Here is a 21,399-nt window from a genome sequence, read left to right as displayed (position 1 = left end):
GCCTGGCGGAAGTCCCATTGCGCTGCGCTCCATTTCAGACTTCCGCCAGTTCGCCCGCCGCCCGCCGAAAAAAAAGCACCTCCGCTAAAATATTGCCCGGCCAAATCCGTCAGCCCTCACAGCGTCGCATCTGGGCCCCTCTTTCGATAGTAAAAATTTAATGGAAACTTTGGAGTCATTAAAAGTTTCCGTTGTACCTTTGGCCCCGGTTATGGAAATCAAGGATCGGATTCTGCAGGCAGCGCTGGGGCTTTTTGGCCGCAATGGCATTCGGAGCGTGTCGATGGACGACATTGCCACGCAGCTGGGCATCTCCAAAAAGACGCTCTACAAATGGTTTGAGAACAAAGACCAGATTGTGCACGGCGTGATGCAGCAGCACCTGGCCCAGACCCAGGGCGACTGCGAAACCATGGCCGGGCAGTCGGAGTCGGCGGTGGCGGAGCTGGTGAAGATGATGAGCTGGATGAAAAGCCAGTTCGCCGATATCCACCCCAGCATCTTCCACGACCTGCAGAAGTACCACCCCGCCACCTGGCAGCTGTGGCTTGAGCACAAAAATGAGTTCATCCTCGACCAGATAGTGGACAACCTGCGCCGGGGTATGGCCGAGGGCCTCTACCGCGCCGACCTCGACGTGGACGTGCTGGCCCGCCTGCGCCTGGCCGAAATCGAGCTGGCCTTCAACCCCACCGTTTTTTCGCCCCGACAGTTTGATCCGCAGCGCGTGGCGCTGGTCACGCTGGAGCACTTCATGCTGGGCGTGGCCACGCTTAAAGGCCACAAGCTGATCAACGCGTTCCGCCACGTGACCGAAGAAGAATAAGCGCCGCCCCGGCTCCCTCCCCAACCCCGACTACACCAGCTTCCCTCGTTATATGAAGAACACACTCCGCGTTTTGCTGCTGGCCGCCGCACCGGGCCTGCTGGCCCCCGCCGGGGCCGCGCTGGCGCAGACGACGACGCCGGCCACCCTGTCGCCGGCCGGCCGTCCCGCGCTGGCCGGCCAGGCCGCCATCGGCGGCCTCATGCCGCTGAGCCTGCAGCAGGCCGTCGACTACGCCGTGAAGAACAAGCCCACGCTGCTGGCCACCCGCCTGGGCGAGCAGACGGCCCGCGCCCGGGTGGGCGAAATCAAGTCGGCGGGCTTCCCGCAGGTGAACGTGGCCGCCAACCTGGCCGACAACTTCAAGCTCCAGCAGAGCCTGGTAAGCTTCCCGGTGCAGCAAACGGTACTCACCTCCTCGGATGTGAATGCCGCCACCGCCGGCGAGCGGCAGGTGCTCACCACGCAGTCGTTGGCCCTGCCGCCGCAGCCGTTTGCCTTCGGCCTGCAGTACGCCGGCAACGCCGCGGCCTCCGTGTCGCAGCTGCTGTTCGATGGCTCGTATCTGATTGGGCTGAAGGCCGCTAAGGTGTATGAGAGCCTGGCCCAGAAGCAAACCCAGCAGGCCGAAATTGAGGTGGTGGAGCAGGTCAGCAAGGCTTACTACAGCACGCTGGTGGCCCGTGAGCGGCTGCAGCTGCTGGCCCGCAACGTGCAGCGCCTCGATACGGTGCTCTACCAGACCGATGCCGTGTTCAAGGCCGGCTTCGCCGAAAAGCTCGACGTGGACCGCCTGCGCGTGCAGCGCAACAATCTGGTGGTGGAGCAGCAAAAGGCTCAGCGCCTCACCGAGCTGAGCGTGGCTTTGCTCAAGTTTCAGATGGGCCTGCCCCAGGAGCAGCAAGTAGAGCTAACCGACGCGCTAGACGCGGCCGTGATTGACGCTGGGGCTCTGCGCCAGCGTTTGGGCGTGGGCAGCGCCACTACCGGGGGCGGCGTTTCGGGCCTGGGGGCCGTGCCTACGGTGCCGGCTCCGGCCGGCGTGAGCCCCGAGCAGAGCCGCCAGGATCAGCAGGCGGCCTTCAGCGGCGGGCGTACCGGTCAGTCGGCGGCCGCCTTTAACTACAACAACCGCATCGAGTTCAGCACCCTCGAAACCCAGCAGGCTTTGGCCGGCCTCGACCTGGCCAACCGCCGCGCCGGGGCGTATCCGCGCCTGCTGGCTACGGCGGCCTACGGCTTTTCGGGCTCCAGCAACCGGTTTGGCGAGCTGTTCGCTTTCCGCGGGCCCGACTCGCGCAACAGCGCCGGCTTCGCCAACCAGAACTGGTTTGGCTTCGGCAACGTGGGCCTGAGCCTGCAGGTGCCGGTGTTCGATGGCTTCCGCCGCCGCTACCAGGTGCAGCAGGCCCGCATTGCGCAGCAAACCGTGGAGCGGGGCTTCGAAACCCTGCGCCAGAGCATCGATTTGCAGGATGCCCAGAGCCGGGCCAGCCTGGTAAATGCCCTCGACGTGCTCGATAATCAGAAGGAAAACCTGGCCCTGGCCGCCGACGTGGCCCGCGTGTCGCGCATCAAGTTTCAGGAGGGCGTAGGCTCGAACCTAGAAGTAGTATCGGCCGAAACCGAGCTGCGCGCCGCCCAGACCAACTACTACGGTGCCATCTATGACGTGCTGGTAGCCAAAGTAGACCGCGACAAAGCCACCGGCGAACTGTACAATAAGGCCACTAAATGAGGAGCTAGGAGCTGGAAGCTAGGAGATAGAAGTGCTGTTCATTCAAGCATCGGGCCTTACCTCCTGCCTCCTAACTCCCAGCTTCTAGCTCCTAGCTCCTAGCTCCTGCCTCCTAACTCCAAGCTTCTCCCAATGAAATACGCTCCTTCCCGACTCTCTTCCCGCACGCTGGCTTTCGGCTTACTGGCCGCCTGCAGCTTGCAGCTGGCCGCTTGCGGCTCGGAAAAAGACCCCAAGGCCGAGCTGGCCGAACTAAAGGCCGAACAGGCCGCCAACCAGGCCAAAATTGCCGAGCTGGAGGCCAAAGCCGGTCCGGCTACCGCCGAGGCGGCGGCCGCTGCCGCCGCGGCCAAAGCCGTAGCCGTGTCAGTTATTAAAGTAGCGCCCGAGAGCTTCAGGAGCTACCTCGAAGTGCAGGGCCGCGTCGATTTCGACCAGAGCGCCACGGTGTCGGCCCGCTCGGCCGGCACGCTCACCAGCATTCGGGTGCAGCGCGGCGACCGGGTACGCAAGGGCCAGGTGCTGGCTACCATCGATGCCAGCATCCTAGATGCCAGCATTGCCGAGCTGCGCACCCGCCTCGACCTGACCCGCGTGGTATACGAGAAGCAGGAGCGCCTTTGGAAACAGCAGATCGGCACCGAGATTCAGTACCTGCAGGCCAAAAACAACTACGACGCGCTGCGCCGCAACCTCTCCACCCTGAACCGCCAGCGTGAGCTATACAGCGTGGTGGCTCCCTTCAGCGGGGTGGTGGATGAGGTGCTGCCGAAGCAGGGCGAGGTGGCGGCTCCTGGCTCGCCGGTGGTGCGCCTTACCGGCGGCTCGGGCGGCAAAATCCTGGCCGACATCTCTGAAGCCTACGCCGCCCGCATCAAGGCCGGCGACCAGGCCCTGGTAACCATTCCGGACCTGAGCGACCAGGAAATGCCGGCCACGGTGCGCACCGTGAGCCGCACCATCAACCAGGCCAGCCGCACCTTCACCGCCGAGCTGCGTCTGAGCGGCAGCAAAGCCGTGCAGCTCAGCCCCAACATGGTGGCCACCGTGCGCATCCTCAACTACGACCGCCAGAATGCCACTGTGCTGCCCGTGGACCTGGTGCAGAAGGACGAGCAGAACTCCTACGTGCTGGTGGTGGAGCAGAAGGGCGGCCAGAAAGTAGCCGCCAAGCGCGTCATCCAAACCGGCAACACCTACAACGGCCGCGTGGAAATCACCCAGGGCCTGAAAGCCGACGACCAAGTGATTTCGGCCGGCTATCAGAATCTGAACGAGGGGCAGGTGGTTAGTCTTTGAGCTGCAAGCTGTAAGCTTCAAGCCGCAAGCTTTTATAAGCTTTAGTGAGTCATAACGAAAAGCTTGCGGCTTGAAGCTTACAGTTGCAGCTAAGAAAAGCTTACAGTTCAATAAAATGCGCAACTATCAGCAGCTATTGATTTGGCAGAAGGGCATGGACTTGGTGGAGCAGGTATATCTGCTTGTCGCCAGCTTCCCCGCTGAGGAACGGTTTGGGCTACGCAGTCAGCTTACGCGGGCCGCAACTTCGATTCCATCAAACATTGCCGAAGGCAGTAGCCGGGGAAGCGAGAAGGACTACAAGCGTTTCATAGAAATAGCGCTGGGGTCAGCCTTTGAAGTTGAAACCCAGTTGTTGATTACTGTCCGGGTTGGTTTGTCCTCCCCGCCGGCAGCGGAGCCAGCACTTGGCTTGGTCCGGGAAGAACAAATGATGTTGCAAAGCTTTCTGCGCCGGCTCGGCGGATAGCCTGATACCGGCTTTCACCATGCCCGACGCATCGTACCAAAACGCCAAATAATACTCGTCCACTAAAGCTTGAAGCTTGCCGCTTACAGCTTGTAGCTCGAAAAAAACATGCAGGACGTCGAAAAAGAATTCAAGCCCACCAGCTGGTCCATCGATAACAAGACCAGCATTTACATCCTCACGCTGATTATCACCATCGCGGGGCTGTTCACATACGTGAAGCTCCAGAAGGAGAACTTCCCCGATATCGTGGTGCCGCGCATCATCGTGGCCACCATCTATCCGGGTATTTCGCCGGCCGACATGGAGAACTTGGTCACGCGCCAGATCGAAAAGGAGCTGAAAAGCGTGAACGGGGTGAAGAAAATCAACTCCACCTCCAACCAGGACTACTCCGTTATCGACGTGGAGTTCAACACCAATGTGCAGGTGCAGTATGCCAAGCAGCTGGTGAAGGATGCCGTGGACAAGGCCCGCAACGAGCTGCCCAACGACCTACCCACGCCGCCCAGCGTGCAGGAAGTGAGCTTCTCGGAGTTCCCCATCATGACCATCAACCTGTCGGGCAACCTCTCCACCACCCAGCTCAAAAAGTTCGCCGACGACTTCCAGGACAAGATTGAGGCCTTGCCCGAAATCAGCCGCGTGGATATCGTGGGGGCCCTGGATCAGCAGGTGAACGTGGACGTGGACCTGTATAAGATGCAGGCCGCCCGTGTGAACTTCACCGATGTGAGCCGCGCCATTCAGAGCGAAAACCTGACCATTTCGGGCGGCTCGGTAGAGGTGGGCAGCCAGAAGCGCGCCGTGCGCGTGGCCGGCCAGTACGCCAAGGCCACCGACATTGCCGACATCCAGCTCAAGAACATGAACGGGGCCAGCATCCGCCTCGGCGACGTGGCTACCGTTACGGACGGCTTCAAGGACCGCGAATCCTACGCCCGCCTCGACGGCAAGCCCGCCATTGCCCTGAACGTCATCAAGCGCTCGGGCGAAAACCTGATTGATGCCTCCGACAAGATTCAGGAAATCGTAAAAACCAGCAAAGTCACGCTGCCCAGCGAGCTGAAAATCACCCTTACCGGCGACACCAGCAACGATACCCGCGTCACGCTCCACGACCTGATCAACACCATCGTCATCGGCTTCATCCTGGTGACGCTGATTCTGATGTTCTTCATGGGCACCACCAACGCGCTGTTTGTGGCGCTTTCGGTGCCGCTGTCGATGTTCCTGGCGTTCCTGTGCATGCCCACGCTGGGCTTCTCACTGAACATGATTGTGCTGTTCAGCTTCCTGCTGGCCCTAGGCATCGTGGTCGATGACGCCATTGTGGTGATTGAAAACACCCACCGCATCCTGCACGACCACCCCGAGTTGAGCACGGCCCAGGCCGCCAAATTCGCGGCCGGCGAGGTGTTCGTGCCCGTGCTGGCCGGCACGCTGACTACGGTAGCGCCGTTTATTCCGCTGGCGTTCTGGCCGGGCATCATCGGCGAATTCATGTTCTACCTGCCCATTACGCTCATTGTCACGCTGTTGTCGTCATTGGTGGTGGCGTTCATCATCAACCCGGTGTTTGCCGTGAGCTTCATGGAGCGCGAGGCCCACAACAGCCCCGAGGAGCTGCGCAAGCCGCGCTGGACCGCCGGTTTCCGCCGCGTGCTGTTGATTCTGCTGGGCATAGCGGTCCTGGGCTACGTATCGGGTTCGATGTTCGTGGGCAATCTGTTTATGTTCCTGGCTCTGTTTGCCACGCTCGACCAGTTCGTGCTCTACCGCCTCATTGCCGGCTTCCAGACCAAGGTGCTGCCGCGCTTCCAGAATGCCTACGCCCGCCTGGTGGGCTGGGCCGTGCACGGCACCAAGTGGCGGCAATTGGGCATCATGACGGGCATGTTTGCCCTGCTGATCTTCGGCTTCGTGGCCGTGGCCATCCGCAAGCCCCAGGTCGAATTCTTCCCCCAGGGCGACCCCAAGTTCATCTACACCTACCTGCGCATGCCGGTGGGCACCAAGGTGGCCATCACCGATTCGCTGACCCGCGTGCTGGAGCAGCGCATCAACAAGGTTATCGGCACCAACAACCCCGACGTGGAGTCCATCATCGCCAACGTGGGCATCGGCGCCGACGACCCGCAGGACGCGGCCCGCACGGCGCAGAGCCACCTGGGCAAGGTGTCGGTGGCGTTCAAGGAATTCAGCGAGCGGACCGGCCCGGTGACGAGTACCTATAAGGATAAGATCCGCGAGGCGGTGAAAGGCATTCCGGGCGCCGAAGTGGCCGTGGATCAGGAGCAGAACGGCCCGCCCCAGGGCAAGGCCGTGGCCATCGAGGTAAGCGGCGACGACTACCAGCAGCTGGCCAAGCTCTCCAAGAAAGTGGAGCGCTACGTCGATTCGCTCAATATTGCCGGCATCGAGGATCTGCGCTCCAACCTGGTAGACCGCAACCCCGAAATTGCCGTGAACATCGACCGGCAGCGGGCCAACCGCGAGGGCCTGAGCACGGCCCAGATCGGCATGGAAGTACGCACGGCCATCTTCGGCTCGGAAGCCAGCAAGTTCAAAACCCCCGACGACGAGTACCCCATTCAGGTGCGCTACGCCAAGCCTTACCGCGACGACGTGGACGCCATCCTGAACTCGCGCCTCACCTTCCGCGATGCCACCGGCCAGATGCGGCAGGTGCCTATTTCCTCCGTAGCCGGTGTTGAATACAGCAATACCTACGGCGGCATCAAGCGCAAAGACCTCAAAAAGATCATCACCGTTTCCTCCAACGTGCTCGGCGGCTACACCGCCCCCGACGTAGTGGCCCAGATCGACCAGGCCCTGCAGGCCTATCCTACGCCGCCCGGCTACACCGTGCGCATGGGCGGAGCCAGTGAAGACCAGAAGGAAACCCAGGATTTCCTGGGCGTGGCCGGCCTGCTCAGCATCGGCCTCATCTTCATGATCCTGGTTACGCAGTTCAATTCGGTGAGCAAGACCATCATCATCCTCACCGAAATCGTCTTCTCCGTGACGGGCGTGTGCCTCGGCCTGGCCGCTACGGGCATGAAAATCAGCATCGTGATGACCGGCGTGGGGGTAGTGGCCCTAGCGGGTATCGTGGTGAAAAATGGTATTCTCTTGGTCGAATTCACCGACATGCTCCGCGCCCAGGGCGTGCCATTGCGCGAGGCCCTCGTGCAGGCCGGCCGCACCCGCCTCAACCCCGTGATTCTGACCGCCACGGCCGCCATCCTGGGTCTGATTCCGCTGGCCATTGGCCTGAATATCGACTTCTACACTCTGTTCGAGAGCTTCAACCCGAACTTCTTCGTCGGGGGCGAGTCGGTGGTATTCTGGGGCCCGCTGGCCTGGACCATCATTTTCGGTCTGGCTTTTGCTACGCTCATCACCCTCGTGGTGGTACCGGTGATGTACCTGATCAACGAGCTGGTGCGCGAGCGGATCACGGGCGTGCCCGCCGATGCTCCCGGTCAGCAGTCTGCCGACTATGAGGAGCAGCAAGCTGCCACGCCGCCGGTTTTCGCCGAACTATAATTTTTTCTGGCGGCTTGCAACCCTTCGTGCCAACTTCAGGCTCATCTGCCCGAACGGGCACGGAAAGCTGGCTGCCGTCCGGCCCCGCGCCGCAATTTTACCCTCATTCTGTCGTTCCCTTGCATGATTTCCTCAACGACTTCCGCCCCTAAATCCATCGCACAACAAGTAGTGCGCATCATCAGCAAGCGCAAGGCCATCAAGCCGGCGCGCCTGCGTGCCGGCAGCAGCCTGAGCCGTGAGCTGGGCTTCGATACGCTTGATGTAGTGGATATTATCCTGGAGTTGGAGCGCAGCTTTCACATCACCATCCCCGACGAAGTGCCCCTGAGCACGGTGGGAGATTTCGTGAACTACGTTTCCTCGCACACGCCCGAGCTGGAGCACAACCGCGCCGCTTAGTCTCCGTGCATACTTAGCCACAGGCATAAAAAAAGGCCCGCAACTTCAGTTGCGGGCCTTTTTTTATGTCTTACGAAAGCCGGATGCTACCGCACGTTGCCGCCGGTATCGGCTGCGCCGTCGTGGCGGGTGCGGCTGCTGTCGGTGGTGTTGGCGGCCACATCGGCGTGGGGCGCTACGTCGGTTTTGGGGGCCGGATCGGTGGGGCCGGTGCGGCTGGGGTTCGGGTTGCTGCTATCGGGCGAGGAAATGCCGGAATCCGTATCCGAAGGCTTCTTTGGGGCCGAATGCAGGTCCGTGGTGGCTCCGTGCTTCGCCGATTCGGTGGTTTCCGTGGCCTTGGCGGCTGCTATGGGACTGGTAGCGGCGGGGGAGGTGGTTTTGGCGCTCTGGTCGGTCATGGAGGCAAACGTGGCTTCCGTGGCCGTGTGGTCGGGGTTGCTCACCACGCTCACGTGGGTTTTCTCCCATTCCGTAAATTTCTCCAGCTCATCTTTCACCGTAGAGGAAAACCAGGCTACCAGCGCAATGTCATCGAGCAGGCCCAGCACCGGAATGAAGTCCGGAATCAGGTCGATGGGGCTCAGAAAGTAAATAACCACGGCCACGGCCGCCACAATAGTCGGCGTGGGCAGCCCGGCATACTCACCCGAAGCCGACGAGCGAATCAGGCGAAACAGCGTCTGCATGGTTTCCCAGGCCTCGTGGGCCAGGCTGCCTACGTCTTTCTTGTCGCTGGCCTTCTGGTAGGCATCGGTCAGCAGCTGCTTCAGGCGCGTCGGCTTCTTGATGTATTCTTCGGCCTTGCCGAGAAACTTTTTGAAAATAGCCGAGGAGGCTACGTTTTCACCTTTGGGGTTCTGAGTATCCATGAGGAGGGAGAGAGTTGAGAAAATCGGCCCGCGCGCCCCAAGATAAGGCCGCTGGCTGCCTCTGCTATACTGTCTCGGCTAAAAATAGGTTTTATGCTATGCTTCGGCCCCGTCAGGCCAAAAAAAAGCCCCATTCGGATGAATGAGGCGTGTTCTGGGCAACGGTTGGCGGCCGGTTAGTTGGTTTCAACGCGGCCGGCGGCGTAGAAGTTGCGCTGGTAGTAAGGCTGGTTCAGCGAGCTGACCATCACGCCGCCATTGCAGGCCGAGTGGGCAAACTTGCCATCCTGCAGATAGATGCCCACGTGGTAGATGGGCTGGCCGGGGCCGCGGCGAAAGAAGACCAGGTCGCCGCTGTGCATCTCGGTTTTGGCTACGTGCTTCACGTTCTGAAACATAGAGCGCGAGCTGCGCTGCAGCGTTACGCCGTATACTTCCTTAAATACGCGAGTCACGAAACCGGAGCAGTCGGTGCCCTTTTTGGAGTTGTTGCCGTAGCTATAAGGGGTACCGATCCACTCGGTCACGGTGCGGAGCAGGTTCTGATCCTCGTTGAAGGCTAGCTTGAGGCCCAGCGTCTGGGAGTAGTAATGGTAGGCGAGCGAATCGCGGGTGGTGGCGGGCTTGTCGTCGTCGCCGTTGCTGCTGAAGGCGGAGAGGAAAGAGGCTTCGGCGGCTACGGGAGCCACGCTTTGCGAAGCGGAGGACGAAGCAGGGGTATGCTCAAAGAAAAAGGAAAGGGCCAGCGAGGAGGCAGCGAGGCAATACAGAAGACTGTTTTTCATTGTCCGTCGTTAGATGGCAAAATCGGTTTCCGGGGGCGGCCGGAGGGCCGGAGCGTACTGTTTTACTCGATAGGTTGGGCGTAACCTGGGGGCGAAAAAAAGCGGTCGATTTAGCCGCGCTTCCGGCCGAAAAGAGAAGGTTTCTATCCCGGCCGTAGGTTAAAGCTAAGGACTTAAAAGTTAGGAGTCCTAATTTCGGACATGATTTCGGGCAATATTCTTTATATAGTTAAATAAATTGATCGAAAATTTAAGGTTGAGCTTGCAACCCCTGCCGAAATAGTGTCGTATATGCGCACCCCGTTTTTCTGTCCATGAAGCCGCCTCGCATTATCGAAAATTCGCCCCTCGCCCGCCTCGCCCGACTCAAGCTGCAGGCCGGCAGCGTGGCTATGGTGCTGGGCAACAGCATTCATCTGAGCGGCACCACGCGGGCGCAGTTCTTGAGCGACCCGCACTGGGTGGCCCACGAGATGGAGCACATCCGGCAGTTTCAGCAGTATGGCCGCTTCGGATTTCTGTGGCGCTACCTGTTGGGCTGGGTGCGGCACGGCTACTACAATATTCCCTTCGAGGTGGCCGCCCGCGAAGCCGCCGAGCGCGACGCGCTCCTCTATGCCCCCAACGGCCAACTTCCCCCGCCAGAAAATCGCCACCCCACGCCGGGGCGGTGAGATAGTGAAATGGTGAAATAGTGAGATGGTGAGTTTGATGTTCGGTTTTGCGCTAACTGCGCCACTTGCGCCAGATGCGCAAACTCACCATCAAACTCACCATCTCACCATCTCACTATCTCACTATCTCACTATCTCACCACTTCACAGCGCCGCCAGGCGGCCGCCGTCTACTACTAGGGTGGTGCCGTTGATGAAATTGGCTTCCGGCGAGGCCAGGAAGCAGATGGCGGCGGCCAACTCGGCGGGGGTGCCCACTTGGCCGGTTATTTCCTCCTTGCCGCTTTTCACGTTCGGGTTTTCCCAGAGCATGGGCGTATCCACGGCACCGGGCGCTACGGCGTTGATGCGGGCCTGGGTGTGGGGAATTTCGAGGCTGATGCCGCGCACGAAGGCTTCCATTGCGCCCTTGCTGGCTGCATAGGGCACCACATTGGGCGTAGTCTGGTGGGCGTGCACCGAGCTGATGGTGACGATGCTGCCGCCCTGCATGTGCGGCAGGCACAGCTGGCACAGCCGGAACAGCGCCCGCACGTTCACCGTCATCAACTGGTCCCACTCTTTGGGGTCGAGCTTGAGAATGGGGGTGAAGGTCATCATGGCCGCATCGTTGATGAGCACATCAATGCGCTGCCACCGGGCCAGGATGCGGTCCACGGCATTGCGCAGCTGCGCGTCCTTGCCCACATCAGTCCGGATGAAGACGGCCTCGCCGCCCGCGGCTTCTATTTCCCGCACCACTTCGCGGCCCTCCGGCGCGTTGCGGCCCAGCACGGCCACGCGCCCGCCCTCGCGGCCCAGCTGCCCGGCAACGGCCCGGCCAATGCCGGAAGTGCCCCCCGTAACGAGGCATACTTTATCCTGAAAACGCTTGCTCATGAGAAACAAAAAGGGCTGAAAAAAGCCGTTGCCTGTTTTGGGCTGGGATGGCGGCACGGCAGAAAGTAGACCGCCAACAAGCTCAGCGCTGGTTTAGTTAAGCGCCCAGCTACGGCTAATGACGCCGCTCGGCCCAAAGCCCAGTAAAGCGGCCAGCCGCTGGCCGCCAATGTGTGCATTGCCGAGAATCCGGCTCAATAATCAGCGCTACCCTACCGGGCAGCAGTAGAAAATTTTGCGGACGGGTTGCACAAAAACCCGAACCAATTTGTAACCCCAGCCGGCTGCTTTACGAATAGGGGAGACACCCGGCAGAGCTGCCGCGGAGTTCTTTCGTACTTACAACCACGTATTTGCCATGGAAAACAAGCCAAATCAGCCCACTCCCGGAGCCTCTTCTTCGCAATCTACTGGTACTAACAAATCGACGGCTGCTAACCCTACTCCGCAGGCCGCTACTTCCGCCTCGCAAAGCCAGTCGGACCGCAGCAAAACATCGTCGGCTGCTTCAACTGGCTCGCAGGATGCTACCCGCACTACTTCTCCCGAGGCTTCAACGCGCCCCGGCACCCCAAGCCAGGATCAGTCGGCTCGCAACACCATGGAAAGCCGTACTTCCTCAGATTCGGCCAAAGAGGCTGACGGCCGGCAGCCCCAATCCTGGATGAACGTATCTTCCTGGCTGGAAAGCAGCAACCAGCTGCCGCAGTCGGTGAAAGATTTGGGCACTAAAGCCCTGGACCAGATCAACAAGCTCAGCCCCACCCAGAAAGTGGTAGGCGGGGCGCTGCTGGTCAGCGGTTTGAGCTGGCTGGCTTTGCGCTCGAAGTCGAAGGAGCCGAGCAGCACCAAATCGAAGTACCGCTCCAACACGGATTACCGCTCGGCCGCTACCGACTACCGCAGCCATTCGTATGGCTCTTATGGCTCGGGCACCGCAGCTACCACCGACCAGAAGTTCCAGAACCCTTATGGCGACTCGGCCGCACGGGGCACGTCGGATAGCAAATCCGGCAAATCGGTGACCGACTACCGCAGCTCCGGCACCGATTCCGGCTACCGCAGCGGCAGCACCCGCCCCGATAAAACGTCGGGCTTCGGCGAAGACGACTACAGCAGCGACCTGTAGGCCGTAGCGTTTTAACCCAGATAGAAAGGCAAAAAAGGCCGACTGCCCAGTGCAGCCGGCCTTTTTTGTAATGGAAGCGGTTTGGGAAATCATCTAAACCAGCTTCGGCATCACGTGCTAGTCGCTTGCTATCGGGTGGGGCGCCAGGTGAAGATGAGCCCCGGCCCACCGCCCGCGCCGGGCTGCCACGTTGGGGCCAGGCTGGTGCCATCGAGCAGACGCGGCTTGCGGCCCCAGCGGTTGCGGTGCGAAAGGTAGGCTAGGTGTGCCGACAGGATGCCGATGCCCGCGCCGGCCACCACGTCGCTCTGCCAGTGCTTGGTGTTGATCATGCGCAGGGCGGCTACGCTGCCGGCAATGGTGTAGGCGCCGATGCCGTACCACTGACTCTTGTCTTTGAATTCTGTGTGCACGATGCTGGCGGCCAGAAACGCCTGCGCCGTATGGCCCGACGGAAACGAGAGATTATCGGAGCCGTCGGGACGGGTTTCGCGGGTCAGGTGCTTGATGGCGAATACGGAGGTCAGCATCAGCGCCTCGCTTTTCAGAATGACCAAGCCAATGTTCAGCCGGTCGTTGCGCGATTCGACGCCCGCCAGCGCCACAGCTCCCAGCTCAAAATAAGGCGCGAAAATCAGCAGGTTGTCCAGCTTGGTGCGGTAGGTGGGAAACAGGCGGTGAATGTCGCGGTTAGCGTTCTGATTGGTATAGAAACCGCCGCCATCAAACGTATAGGCTCCATAGCCGATCAGCAGAGCCGGCACGACGCTGGCCCGCACCAGCTTGCCCTTGTACCAGGGCTTGGGCGCTACCGGTCCCGCCGGGGTCTGGTATTTATGAGTGGTATCGGTGGGGGCCGCCACCTGCGCCGCTGCCGGACTGAGCGGAGCCAGCTGAAGTAGCAGAGCAACCAGCAAGCTGGGGAAAGAAATACGCATAGAGCCAGGAAAATAAACCAGGCCGCAAGGTACGGCTTTGGTCATAAGGCTCCAGGGCGCTGCATTGAGCAGCCTCGGCGGGCTCCCGTTTCTTGAAAGGTTTTTAGAAGCTATTTGAATTAATCACGAACCTCCTGCTGAGCTTGTCGAAGCATCATTACCGCTTCGTTGCCATGCTAACCAAACGGCGTGGTAGAGATACTTCGACAGGCTCAGCAGGACTTTCTAGAGGTTGCCCAAACTAACTCAAACAGCTTCGTAGGCAGAGAACCGGCCAATTCAGCCTGCATGCGCTACCTTACTACCGCTTTGGCAAACGAAGCCCACTTCGGTAACGGCCTTGTCGCTTGCGGGTGCCGGGCAAAGCCGCCAGTGCCCGGACCGGGCGGTAAAAGCGCCTGCTTCCATTTTCGGCCAGAGCCCCGGTCGAGTTTTATTTAGCTTTTTCCCTATGGCTGTTGCCCGCCTCATTCGCCCTTTGGTGCGTCCCTTTTCCGAGTTTTTTCGCCGAGAGGCCGCCGGTGGCATCGTGCTGATGTTGAGCGCCGTGCTGGCGCTGGTGCTGGCCAATACTTCCTGGGGCCCGGCGCGCTACTTTCCGGCCCTGTGGGATGAGCACCTGCGCATTGCCTTTGCCAGCGTTGTGCTCGATAAAAGTCTGCTGCACTGGATTGACGATGGCCTGATGACCGTGTTTTTCCTGATCGTAGGCCTGGAAATAAAGCGTGAGGTGATGGAAGGCGAACTTTCGACGGTGCGCCACGCGGTGTTGCCCATGGCCGGCGCGCTGGGGGGGATGTTGCTGCCGGCGCTGCTGTATTACTTTTTCAACCGGGGCACCACTACGGCGGGCGGCTGGGGCATCCCCATGGCCACCGACATTGCCTTTTCCCTGGCCGTGCTGCAGGTGCTGGGGCCACGAGTGCCGCTAGGAATCAAGGTTTTCCTCACCGCGCTGGCCATCGTCGATGACCTGGGGGCCGTCCTCGTCATTGCCGGCTTCTACACGCAGGAGCTGCATCTGCACTTTCTTTATCTGGCCTTGGGCACCTGGGCCGCGCTGCTGGCCCTGAACGCGCTGGGAGCCACCAGTTTGTTTCTGTATATGCCGCTGGGCCTGCTTCTTTGGTATTTCATGCTGGAATCGGGGGTGCATGCTACGCTGGCTGGGGTGCTGCTAGCGGTAGCCATACCGGCGCGCATCAACCACGAGCGGCCCGTGCTGCTGCGGCTGCTGGAGGCGCGTCTGCGCTTCCTCGATGACGAGGCCCACGGCGCCGATGCCGACCCGCGCACCATCAGCGAAGAGCTGGAGCACCTTTCCGATACTATCAGCTCGCCGGCACAGAAGCTGGAGCAGCGGCTGCACTCGGTGGTGGCTTTCGGGATTGTGCCGCTGTTTGCCTTCGCCAATACCAGCCTGGTAATTGATTCCTCGGTGTTTGGCGAGCTGTTTTCGCCGCTCGGGCTGGGTATTATGGTGGGCTTGGTGGTGGGCAAGCCGCTAGGCATCGGGGCAATGGCCTGGGGCGTGGTGCGGCTGGGCTGGGCCACGCTGCCGTCCGGGGTCACGTGGCAGCAACTGTGGGGAGCCGGGGCGCTGGGTGGCATTGGCTTCACCATGTCCTTGTTTATCACCTTGTTGGCGCTGGGCGAGCATTCGGCGACGGAGCCGGTAGCCAAATTGGCCATTCTGGTCGCTTCGCTGATATCGGGGCTGGTAGGCTACGGGTTGCTGCGTACGGCTGCCAGCAGTGCACCCGAGGCAGCGCATCACCCGGCCTTGTAGCAGGCGGAAATAAGAAAAAGGGTCATATAATCTGCCTTAGCAGACTACATGACCCTTTTTCTTAAAAGTATGAGCCTCTTATTGGACTCGAACCAACGACCTGCTCATTACGAATGAGCTGCTCTACCAGCTGAGCTAAAGAGGCATTTGCCGCCGAACCGCTCGTTCGCCGGGGCTGCAAAGATAGGCAGATGGCGAAACAACGCGCAAGCCCCGCCGGATTTTTTTGTGGGGGCTGCGCAAAGCAGTCTGGTATATGACCAATATGAGAAGCCCGCTGCCAAAAGAGCTTCCCTGGCGCACCGCCTCAAAGGCAGCCGCCTGCCTCTCATTTCCCCGCTTTCCGGCATCTTTGCAGCCTCATGATGAAACAGCTCCGCAAACTTCTGGTCCGCACGCTTGGCTTCGAGCGCTACATCCGCTTCGTGAGCCGCGTGTATCTGCGGCTGGTGGGGGCGGGCTGGGGCCGGCAGAAGTACCCGGAGCTGTTTTTCTTGCAGCGCATCATTCGGCCGGGCTTTATCTGCCTCGATATTGGGGCTAACCTGGGGTATTACTCCGTGGCGCTGTCGCGGCTGGCGGGGCCCCAGGGCAAGGTGCTGGCGGTGGAGCCCATTCCGCAGTTTCAGGCCATCTGGCAGGACAATGTGAAGCTGAGCAGCATCGATAACCTTACGCTTTTGCCCTACGCGCTGGGCGCTGAAAACACCACCGTGCAGATGGGCACGCCCGAGCGCGACGGCCTGCTGCACCACGGCATGACCAAAGTGGCCGCCAGCAGCACCACCGAAACCTACGCCCGCACCTACGATGTGCCCATGCGCCGCCCCGATGAGCTGCTGGCCGACCTGCCCCGCCTCGACTTCGTGAAGTGCGACGTGGAAGGCTTCGAGTCGGTGGTGTTCGAAAACATGCAGGCCACGCTGCGCCGCTTCCGCCCCCTGATTCAGACGGAGCTGAACGGCCTCGAAAACCGCCGCGCCGTGGTGGCGCTGCTGGCCGGGCTGGGCTACAAACCATTTGTGCTGTCGGCGCGTTTGGAGCTGGAGCCCTGCACTGCGGCCCAGCTGGAAAGCCACGTCACGGCTGACTTTTACTTTCAACCCATTTCTCCGGCTGCCTAAAGCAGCTTTCTGATGGTCAAGTTCGTTCTCACCCTCCTCATCATCACCTTCGTGGTGCGCTATGTGCTGCCGTCGGTGCTGCGTTTTTTCGTGGGCAGCTTCGTGCGCAAGCAGGCCCGCAAGTACACCGAGCAGTTCGGCGGCGCGCCGTTTGAAGCGCCCTTCGGCCCGCCACCGCCCGCATCCAACGGCCACCAGCCCGACGGGCAGATACACGTCGATTTCATTCCGCCCAAAGATAAGCCCCGCAAGCCCCGGGAGTTCAAAGGCGGCGATTATGTGGAGTTTGAGGAAGTGAAGTAGCCGCCTGTTCGCTGCTAAAGCAGAGCCCCGGACCAGTCGTCGGTCCGGGGCTTTTGCGTAGGGAATGCCGCCGGACGGGGCTTGTGGGTCGATTCATGCACCTTGATGGGTAAGCACGTACGGATGCCGTTCAATTAAAGTGGTCCGAAGACTCAAAGTCGTCGGACTACTTCGGCCACCAGCAAGCGACCTGAACCGACCTGCTAAAACTTCACGCCCACCCGCACGCCTGAGCTTAGGCGCTGGCCCGACTGCAGGGCCGTGAAATAATCCACGCGCAGGGATTTGAAGATGTGCTCGATGCCCGCGCCCAGCTCTACGTAGTGGCCGGCGGCCGGCGTGTGCAGGTAGTTCAAGGTGGCCACTTCCTGCCAGCGCAGCTGGCGCAGGGCGGGCACCTTGTTCAGGAAGAAGCCGTTGAAATGGTGGCTGAAGTGGCCTTCCAGATAGCGGCGGGCGGTGCTGTAGCGGTAATAGTCGAGCAGCTGAAACTGCCGGTCGAAGTCCACCACCAGCACGGTGCGGTTGCCGCTGAAGTGGCGGTAGTCAATGAAGGTCAGGTCGGGGCGGCCGGCGTAGGTGCCGGCCGTGGCGTCGAGCTGGGTGTCGCCGAACAGGCCCAGCGCGAATTCCTTGCGCACGCCCAGCTCCAGGCGGGTATAGCGCACATCGGAGCCCAGCACGCCGCGGAAGGCCTGACGCACGCCCAGCGCGAGGCGCGGATAGTGGGTGTTGCGCAGGTTGAACTTGCCGTCGGGGCGGGTGATGTACTGCTGGCCTGGCTGCCACACCAGCTCGGCGGCCAGCGTGGTGGCTTGGCTGCGGCCGAAGCCGGTGCCGGCGGGCCGCTCGGCGGCCACCGGCTGATTCGGGGTAAAGGCCCGGCCCGGCACGTCGCGTAGCAGCTTGATGGTGGTGTTCTGCAACTCCCGGCGGTCAGCGTAGGCCCCGCTCACGGTCAGCATCAGGCCGTTGGTCAGCTCGGTGCGGTAGTTCAGCTCCAGGCCGTCCTGCTGGTAGTACTTGGCGTAGTTGCGGTTGGAAAGCAGCGTGTAGGTCGTGTTGATGTCGGGGGTATTGATAACGGTCTGCTGGAAGTTGGCAGCCGGGTCGAAGTCGAGGATAAAGCGGCCCACGGCGAAGCCCACCCGGCTGAATGACTCGGGCCGGTAGGTGTAGAACCCGCGCAGGCCGGGGCTGAGGCGCTGGCTGGCGAAGCCGTAGCGCAGGGTCGGAATCAGCAGGTAGTTGCGGCGGTCCTCGTAGCGCTGAATCAGCGTGGCCGAAGCGTTGATGACGGTGCCCTCTACGGTGTTGTAGAGCAGGGCCGTGGTGAGCGGGGCCACGCTGATGAAGCGCTTCTCAAACGAGCGGCTAAAGGTGTAGCCCGTCAGCAGCAGGGCGGCCAGGCCCGGCTTGTTGCGGATGTGGTCCAAGGAATCCTGGTAGGGCTTGCTTTTATGAATGACTTCCACACTGTCCTTGACGCGGTAGTCCTTGGTTTCCTCGTCGCTGAGCGGGATGGGGCGCACCTCGTTCCAGTAGGCGGCGTCCCGCTCGTTGGCCCCTTTTTCGATGCGCATAATCTCGCCCTTGGGCAGGGACGCCACGGCCTCGCCGCCGGGCGTGGCCGCCGTGGCCGGCTGCTCTTGGCCCAGGGTGCGGGCCTCGCGCCGGATGCCGCGGGTGGCAGCCCGCAGCTGGGGCTGCTGCCGCCGCACCTGGGCCACGGTTGCGCGGTGTACCGGCTCGTCGGGGGCCGCGGCGGGCGGGGCGGCCGCCACCACGGGCGGGGCGGCGTAGGTCGGCTTCACGCGGTAATTCGACAGCACGGCGTTGATGCTGCCGTTGCCCTTGAAGCCGAAACCCTCCCCGTTCATGTACACCTTCTGCGACTGAACAATCCAGGCCTGGGGGTGGCCGGGGGCGGGGGCGTAGAGCACTTCCACCCGCATCTTGTCCACGTACTCGATGCCGGCGTCGGCGTTCAGGCTCAGGTCGAGGCTGTGCAGGCGCCAGGTGCCGTCCTCGGCGATGTAGACGTAGCCCGAGAAGGCCGGGTCGATGCGGTGCCGGGGCGTGACGCGGATTTTGTCGATGGTGATGCCGTTCTGCACGGTGGTGCCCACCAGCTCGTAGCGGTAAAACAGCATGGCATTCTGCGCCACCGGCGACACGAACCCGCGCTCGGCGAAGCCCGACTGCAGCAGGTTGTCGTAGAAGTTGAAGCTCTTGGAGGCCCTATTGAAGCTGAAGCCCTTACTGCTCCCGCTCACCCGGGACGAAATCATGCGCTCCTGCAGCTGCCCCGGCTGCCGGAACGTGAGGTCCGACACCGACTCCGACAGGTACACGATGCCCGGCTTGATATCCGGCCCCACCTTGAACAGGCCCATCACCTTGCCCGGCACGTCGGTGAGGCGAAACACGGCCTTGATGTACATGCGGGCCGAAAAGGCCGCCACCTCCGCCCGGTGGTAGCGCCGCCAGTTGATGGCCTGCTGCATGATGGTGTAGGCCGGGTCCTTATCGGTGCCGCGCACCACCACTTCGCCCAGCTTGTAGTTTTCGGGCGTCAGGGTCACGTCGAGCACGGTGGCCGTGTCGCCGCCGGCCACGCGCACGGTTTCCATGCGGGGCCGGAAGCCCACGTACTGGTATACCAGTTCGTAGGTACCGGCCTCCAGGCGCAGCTGGTAGCGGCCCTGCTCATTGGAGGCGGTGCTGGTGGCCGAGCCGCGCACGGCAATGTTGGCGAAGGGCAGGGCCTCGGCCTGCGGGTCCTGAATGCGGCCGCGCACGATGCCGGCGCGGGTTTGAGCGGCTGCTACCAGCAGCAGAAAAATCAGTAGAAAACGCGGCATAGAGCTACAAGTCACGGGAGGTGTGAAGGTAGATAGAATCGGGTAGGCAAAGGTTGTCTGGTAGCGCGCTGATGATGTTTTTTCGGGTCTAGGCCGCCACTTTTTCGGGTGTGGGGTGGGGCAGGGCCTTGGCTGCGCGGGCAGCATACACCGTGTTCAGCACCACGCCCGCCAGCACCAGTGCCATGCCCAGGTAGGAAGCGGGGTGGAAGGTTTCGTTGAAAAACACGAGCCCCAGCCCCAGCGCGTACACAATGCCGATGTAGTTGAGGTTGGCCACGCTGGAAAGCTTTTCGGCCTGGTAGGCCTTGGTCATGCACACCTGCGCGCCCTGCGTGAGCAGGCCCGTGAGGATGAGCCAGAGCCAGTCGAGGCCCTGGGGCTGCACCCAATGGAAGAGGCAGTATACGCCAGCAATGGGTAGCGCCACCATCGGAAAGTAGAACACCACCACCAGCGGGTCTTCCTTGCCCCGGAGCCGCCGGATAGAATTATAGGAAAAGCCCGAAAAAATGGCCGAAGCCACGCCCACGGCCAGATACAGCGGATCGACGCGGGTATCCACGCCCTCCACCACCAGCACCCCGGCAAACGACAGCAGGAAGAACAGCCACTGCCAGGGCCGCACCTTTTCCTTCACGATGAAAATGCCCAGCACGGCCGTAAAAATCGGGGCCAGGTACTGCACCGTAACAGCCGTGGCCAGCGGCATTTTCTGCAGGGTGAAGAAGTACAGAATCAGCGCCAGCGCCCCGGTAGTGCCCCGCGCAATGAGGAAAAAGTGGTTGGTGCCCCAGGGCCGGATGCGCAGCACCCGCAGCGTGACATAGCTGATAACCACCGACATGGCCGAGCGGAACAGGATGATTTCGAGGGCCGGCAGGTGGGGCAACAGCTTCACGCACACGTTCATAAGCGCGAAAAACAACGTGGACAGCAGCATGTAGCGGGCACCGCGGGTGAGGGGCATAGCAAAGGGAAAGCCGCCGCACAGGGCAGCGGAAGCAATAGGTTTCAGTGCAAACCAGCCCGCTGGCTGGTGGTTTTGCCGGTGGGGCGGTAGCTTGCCGCGCTACCGAACATCTGGCCGGTTTTGGGCGTTGTAGCAGCCCCGTCCGTTCACCCGTCGCCCCGTATCACGCTCATGGATCAACCCAAACGAAAATTCTACACACCGTCGGAAGCCCTGCCCAAAATTGCGGCTTTTTGTGCCTACCAGGAACGCAACCAGAAGGAAGTTGAATCGAAGCTGCGCGAATACGGCCTGAACGAAGACGAGGCCGGCGAAATAATCATTCGGCTGAGCCGGGAGAAGCTGCTCGATGAGGAACGCTACGCCCAGGCGTTTGTGCGTGGCAAGTACCGCATCAAAAAGTGGGGTCGCCGCCGCATCATGCAGGAGCTGAAGCAGAAAGGCATTTCCGACTACTGCATTAAAGTCGGGATGAAGGAAATCGACGGCGACGAGTACTTCCAGAACCTAGTGGACGTGCTGGAAAAGCGCAACCGCGTGGAAAAAGAGCGCAACCAGCGTCTGCGCCGCCAGAAGCTCACCCTATTTATGACGGTGAAAGGCTACGAAAACGACTTAATCCGGATGGCGCTGGACGACTTGGGCAAGGAGCCAGAGGAAAGGGAGGGGACTAGGCTAGAAGGCTAGAAAGCTAGTTCCCCTCCTTTTTTCAAGGAGGGGCTAGGGGTGGTTCAATCGTTGAACGATCTGTCAGCTCTAGTTTTCTAGCTCTAGCAACCACCC

The 21,399-nt window shown here is 61.2% G+C and carries 17 protein-coding genes, 1 tRNA gene and 1 pseudogene; 12 read left to right on the top strand and 7 right to left on the bottom strand.

The genetic code is table 11. From position 1 onward, the window contains the following. Positions 1-211: 211 nt before the first annotated feature. The 6 genes from BUB62_RS00795 (at position 212) to BUB62_RS00770 (ending at position 8,286) form a co-directional block, all read left to right on the top strand. Positions 212-826, top strand: a complete 615-nt coding sequence (locus BUB62_RS00795; RefSeq protein WP_073104955.1) for a TetR/AcrR family transcriptional regulator — start codon at positions 212-214, stop codon at positions 824-826. A 52-nt stretch (positions 827-878) separates the two neighbouring features. Beyond that, positions 879-2,564, top strand: a complete 1,686-nt coding sequence (locus tag BUB62_RS00790) for a TolC family protein (protein WP_073104952.1) — start codon at positions 879-881, stop codon at positions 2,562-2,564. Positions 2,565-2,696: 132 nt separating this feature from the next. Continuing rightward, positions 2,697-3,863, top strand: coding sequence for an efflux RND transporter periplasmic adaptor subunit (locus BUB62_RS00785; RefSeq protein WP_073104951.1), 1,167 nt, complete (start codon positions 2,697-2,699; stop codon positions 3,861-3,863). 70 nt (positions 3,864-3,933) lie between these two features. Beyond that, positions 3,934-4,332, top strand: coding sequence for a four helix bundle protein (locus tag BUB62_RS00780; RefSeq protein ID WP_234988452.1), 399 nt, complete (start codon positions 3,934-3,936; stop codon positions 4,330-4,332). A 108-nt stretch (positions 4,333-4,440) separates the two neighbouring features. After that, positions 4,441-7,884: an efflux RND transporter permease subunit gene (locus BUB62_RS00775; protein WP_073104947.1), complete on the top strand. Its 3,444-nt coding sequence runs from the start codon at positions 4,441-4,443 to the stop codon at positions 7,882-7,884. Between the two features lie 123 nt (positions 7,885-8,007). Then, positions 8,008-8,286 carry an acyl carrier protein gene (locus BUB62_RS00770; RefSeq protein ID WP_073104946.1) on the top strand — a complete coding sequence of 93 codons (279 nt, stop codon included), beginning with the start codon at positions 8,008-8,010 and terminating at the stop codon, positions 8,284-8,286. A gap of 518 nt (positions 8,287-8,804) precedes the next feature. Here the strand turns inward: BUB62_RS00770 and BUB62_RS19635 are convergent. Both BUB62_RS19635 and BUB62_RS00760 read right to left on the bottom strand, forming a co-directional pair. Further along, positions 8,805-8,975, bottom strand: a pseudogene (locus BUB62_RS19635) (YkvA family protein); the annotation flags it as partial. Between the two features lie 359 nt (positions 8,976-9,334). Next, positions 9,335-9,943: a C40 family peptidase gene (locus tag BUB62_RS00760; protein WP_073104942.1), complete on the bottom strand. Its 609-nt coding sequence runs from the start codon at positions 9,941-9,943 to the stop codon at positions 9,335-9,337. 314 nt (positions 9,944-10,257) lie between these two features. On the opposite strand from BUB62_RS00760, the gene BUB62_RS00755 reads away from it, so the two are divergent. Beyond that, positions 10,258-10,617, top strand: a complete 360-nt coding sequence (locus BUB62_RS00755; protein WP_073104940.1) for a hypothetical protein — start codon at positions 10,258-10,260, stop codon at positions 10,615-10,617. A 144-nt stretch (positions 10,618-10,761) separates the two neighbouring features. Here BUB62_RS00755 and BUB62_RS00750 read toward each other — a convergent pair whose 3' ends face one another. After that, positions 10,762-11,496 (bottom strand): SDR family NAD(P)-dependent oxidoreductase, encoded by a 735-nt coding sequence (locus tag BUB62_RS00750; protein ID WP_073105924.1) that lies wholly within the window; start codon positions 11,494-11,496, stop codon positions 10,762-10,764. A 358-nt stretch (positions 11,497-11,854) separates the two neighbouring features. Between BUB62_RS00750 and BUB62_RS00745 the strand changes: the two genes are divergently transcribed. Continuing rightward, complete coding sequence (locus tag BUB62_RS00745) at positions 11,855-12,625, top strand: hypothetical protein (protein WP_143163969.1); 771 nt, start codon at positions 11,855-11,857, stop codon at positions 12,623-12,625. A 128-nt stretch (positions 12,626-12,753) separates the two neighbouring features. Here BUB62_RS00745 and BUB62_RS00740 read toward each other — a convergent pair whose 3' ends face one another. Further along, positions 12,754-13,563, bottom strand: a complete 810-nt coding sequence (locus tag BUB62_RS00740) for a phosphatase PAP2 family protein (protein WP_073104936.1) — start codon at positions 13,561-13,563, stop codon at positions 12,754-12,756. Positions 13,564-14,014: 451 nt separating this feature from the next. On the opposite strand from BUB62_RS00740, the gene nhaA reads away from it, so the two are divergent. Next, positions 14,015-15,352, top strand: a complete 1,338-nt coding sequence (gene nhaA / locus BUB62_RS00735; protein WP_073104935.1) for a Na+/H+ antiporter NhaA — start codon at positions 14,015-14,017, stop codon at positions 15,350-15,352. 72 nt (positions 15,353-15,424) lie between these two features. Here the strand turns inward: nhaA and BUB62_RS00730 are convergent. Beyond that, a tRNA-Thr gene (locus tag BUB62_RS00730) sits at positions 15,425-15,497 on the bottom strand. Between the two features lie 217 nt (positions 15,498-15,714). Here BUB62_RS00730 and BUB62_RS00725 point away from each other — a divergent pair. Both BUB62_RS00725 and BUB62_RS00720 read left to right on the top strand, forming a co-directional pair. Next, complete coding sequence (locus tag BUB62_RS00725) at positions 15,715-16,476, top strand: FkbM family methyltransferase (RefSeq protein WP_073104934.1); 762 nt, start codon at positions 15,715-15,717, stop codon at positions 16,474-16,476. Between the two features lie 12 nt (positions 16,477-16,488). Continuing rightward, positions 16,489-16,779, top strand: a complete 291-nt coding sequence (locus BUB62_RS00720) for a DUF4834 family protein (protein ID WP_073104932.1) — start codon at positions 16,489-16,491, stop codon at positions 16,777-16,779. 203 nt (positions 16,780-16,982) lie between these two features. On the opposite strand, the gene BUB62_RS00715 is transcribed toward BUB62_RS00720, so the two are convergent. Both BUB62_RS00715 and BUB62_RS00710 read right to left on the bottom strand, forming a co-directional pair. Next, positions 16,983-19,643: a DUF5686 and carboxypeptidase regulatory-like domain-containing protein gene (locus BUB62_RS00715; protein WP_073104930.1), complete on the bottom strand. Its 2,661-nt coding sequence runs from the start codon at positions 19,641-19,643 to the stop codon at positions 16,983-16,985. A gap of 88 nt (positions 19,644-19,731) precedes the next feature. After that, positions 19,732-20,613 (bottom strand): DMT family transporter, encoded by an 882-nt coding sequence (locus BUB62_RS00710; RefSeq protein ID WP_234988445.1) that lies wholly within the window; start codon positions 20,611-20,613, stop codon positions 19,732-19,734. A 174-nt stretch (positions 20,614-20,787) separates the two neighbouring features. Between BUB62_RS00710 and BUB62_RS00705 the strand changes: the two genes are divergently transcribed. Further along, on the top strand, positions 20,788-21,303 hold the full coding sequence (locus BUB62_RS00705; protein WP_073104928.1) for a regulatory protein RecX: 516 nt from the start codon (positions 20,788-20,790) through the stop codon (positions 21,301-21,303). Positions 21,304-21,399 lie beyond the last annotated feature (96 nt).

The sequence above is a fragment of the Hymenobacter daecheongensis DSM 21074 genome (assembly GCF_900141805.1).
Lineage (GTDB): Bacteria > Bacteroidota > Bacteroidia > Cytophagales > Hymenobacteraceae > Hymenobacter > Hymenobacter daecheongensis.
The sequence above is the reverse complement of the archived record's forward strand: the minus strand, read 5'-3'. Positions and strand labels throughout refer to the sequence as shown.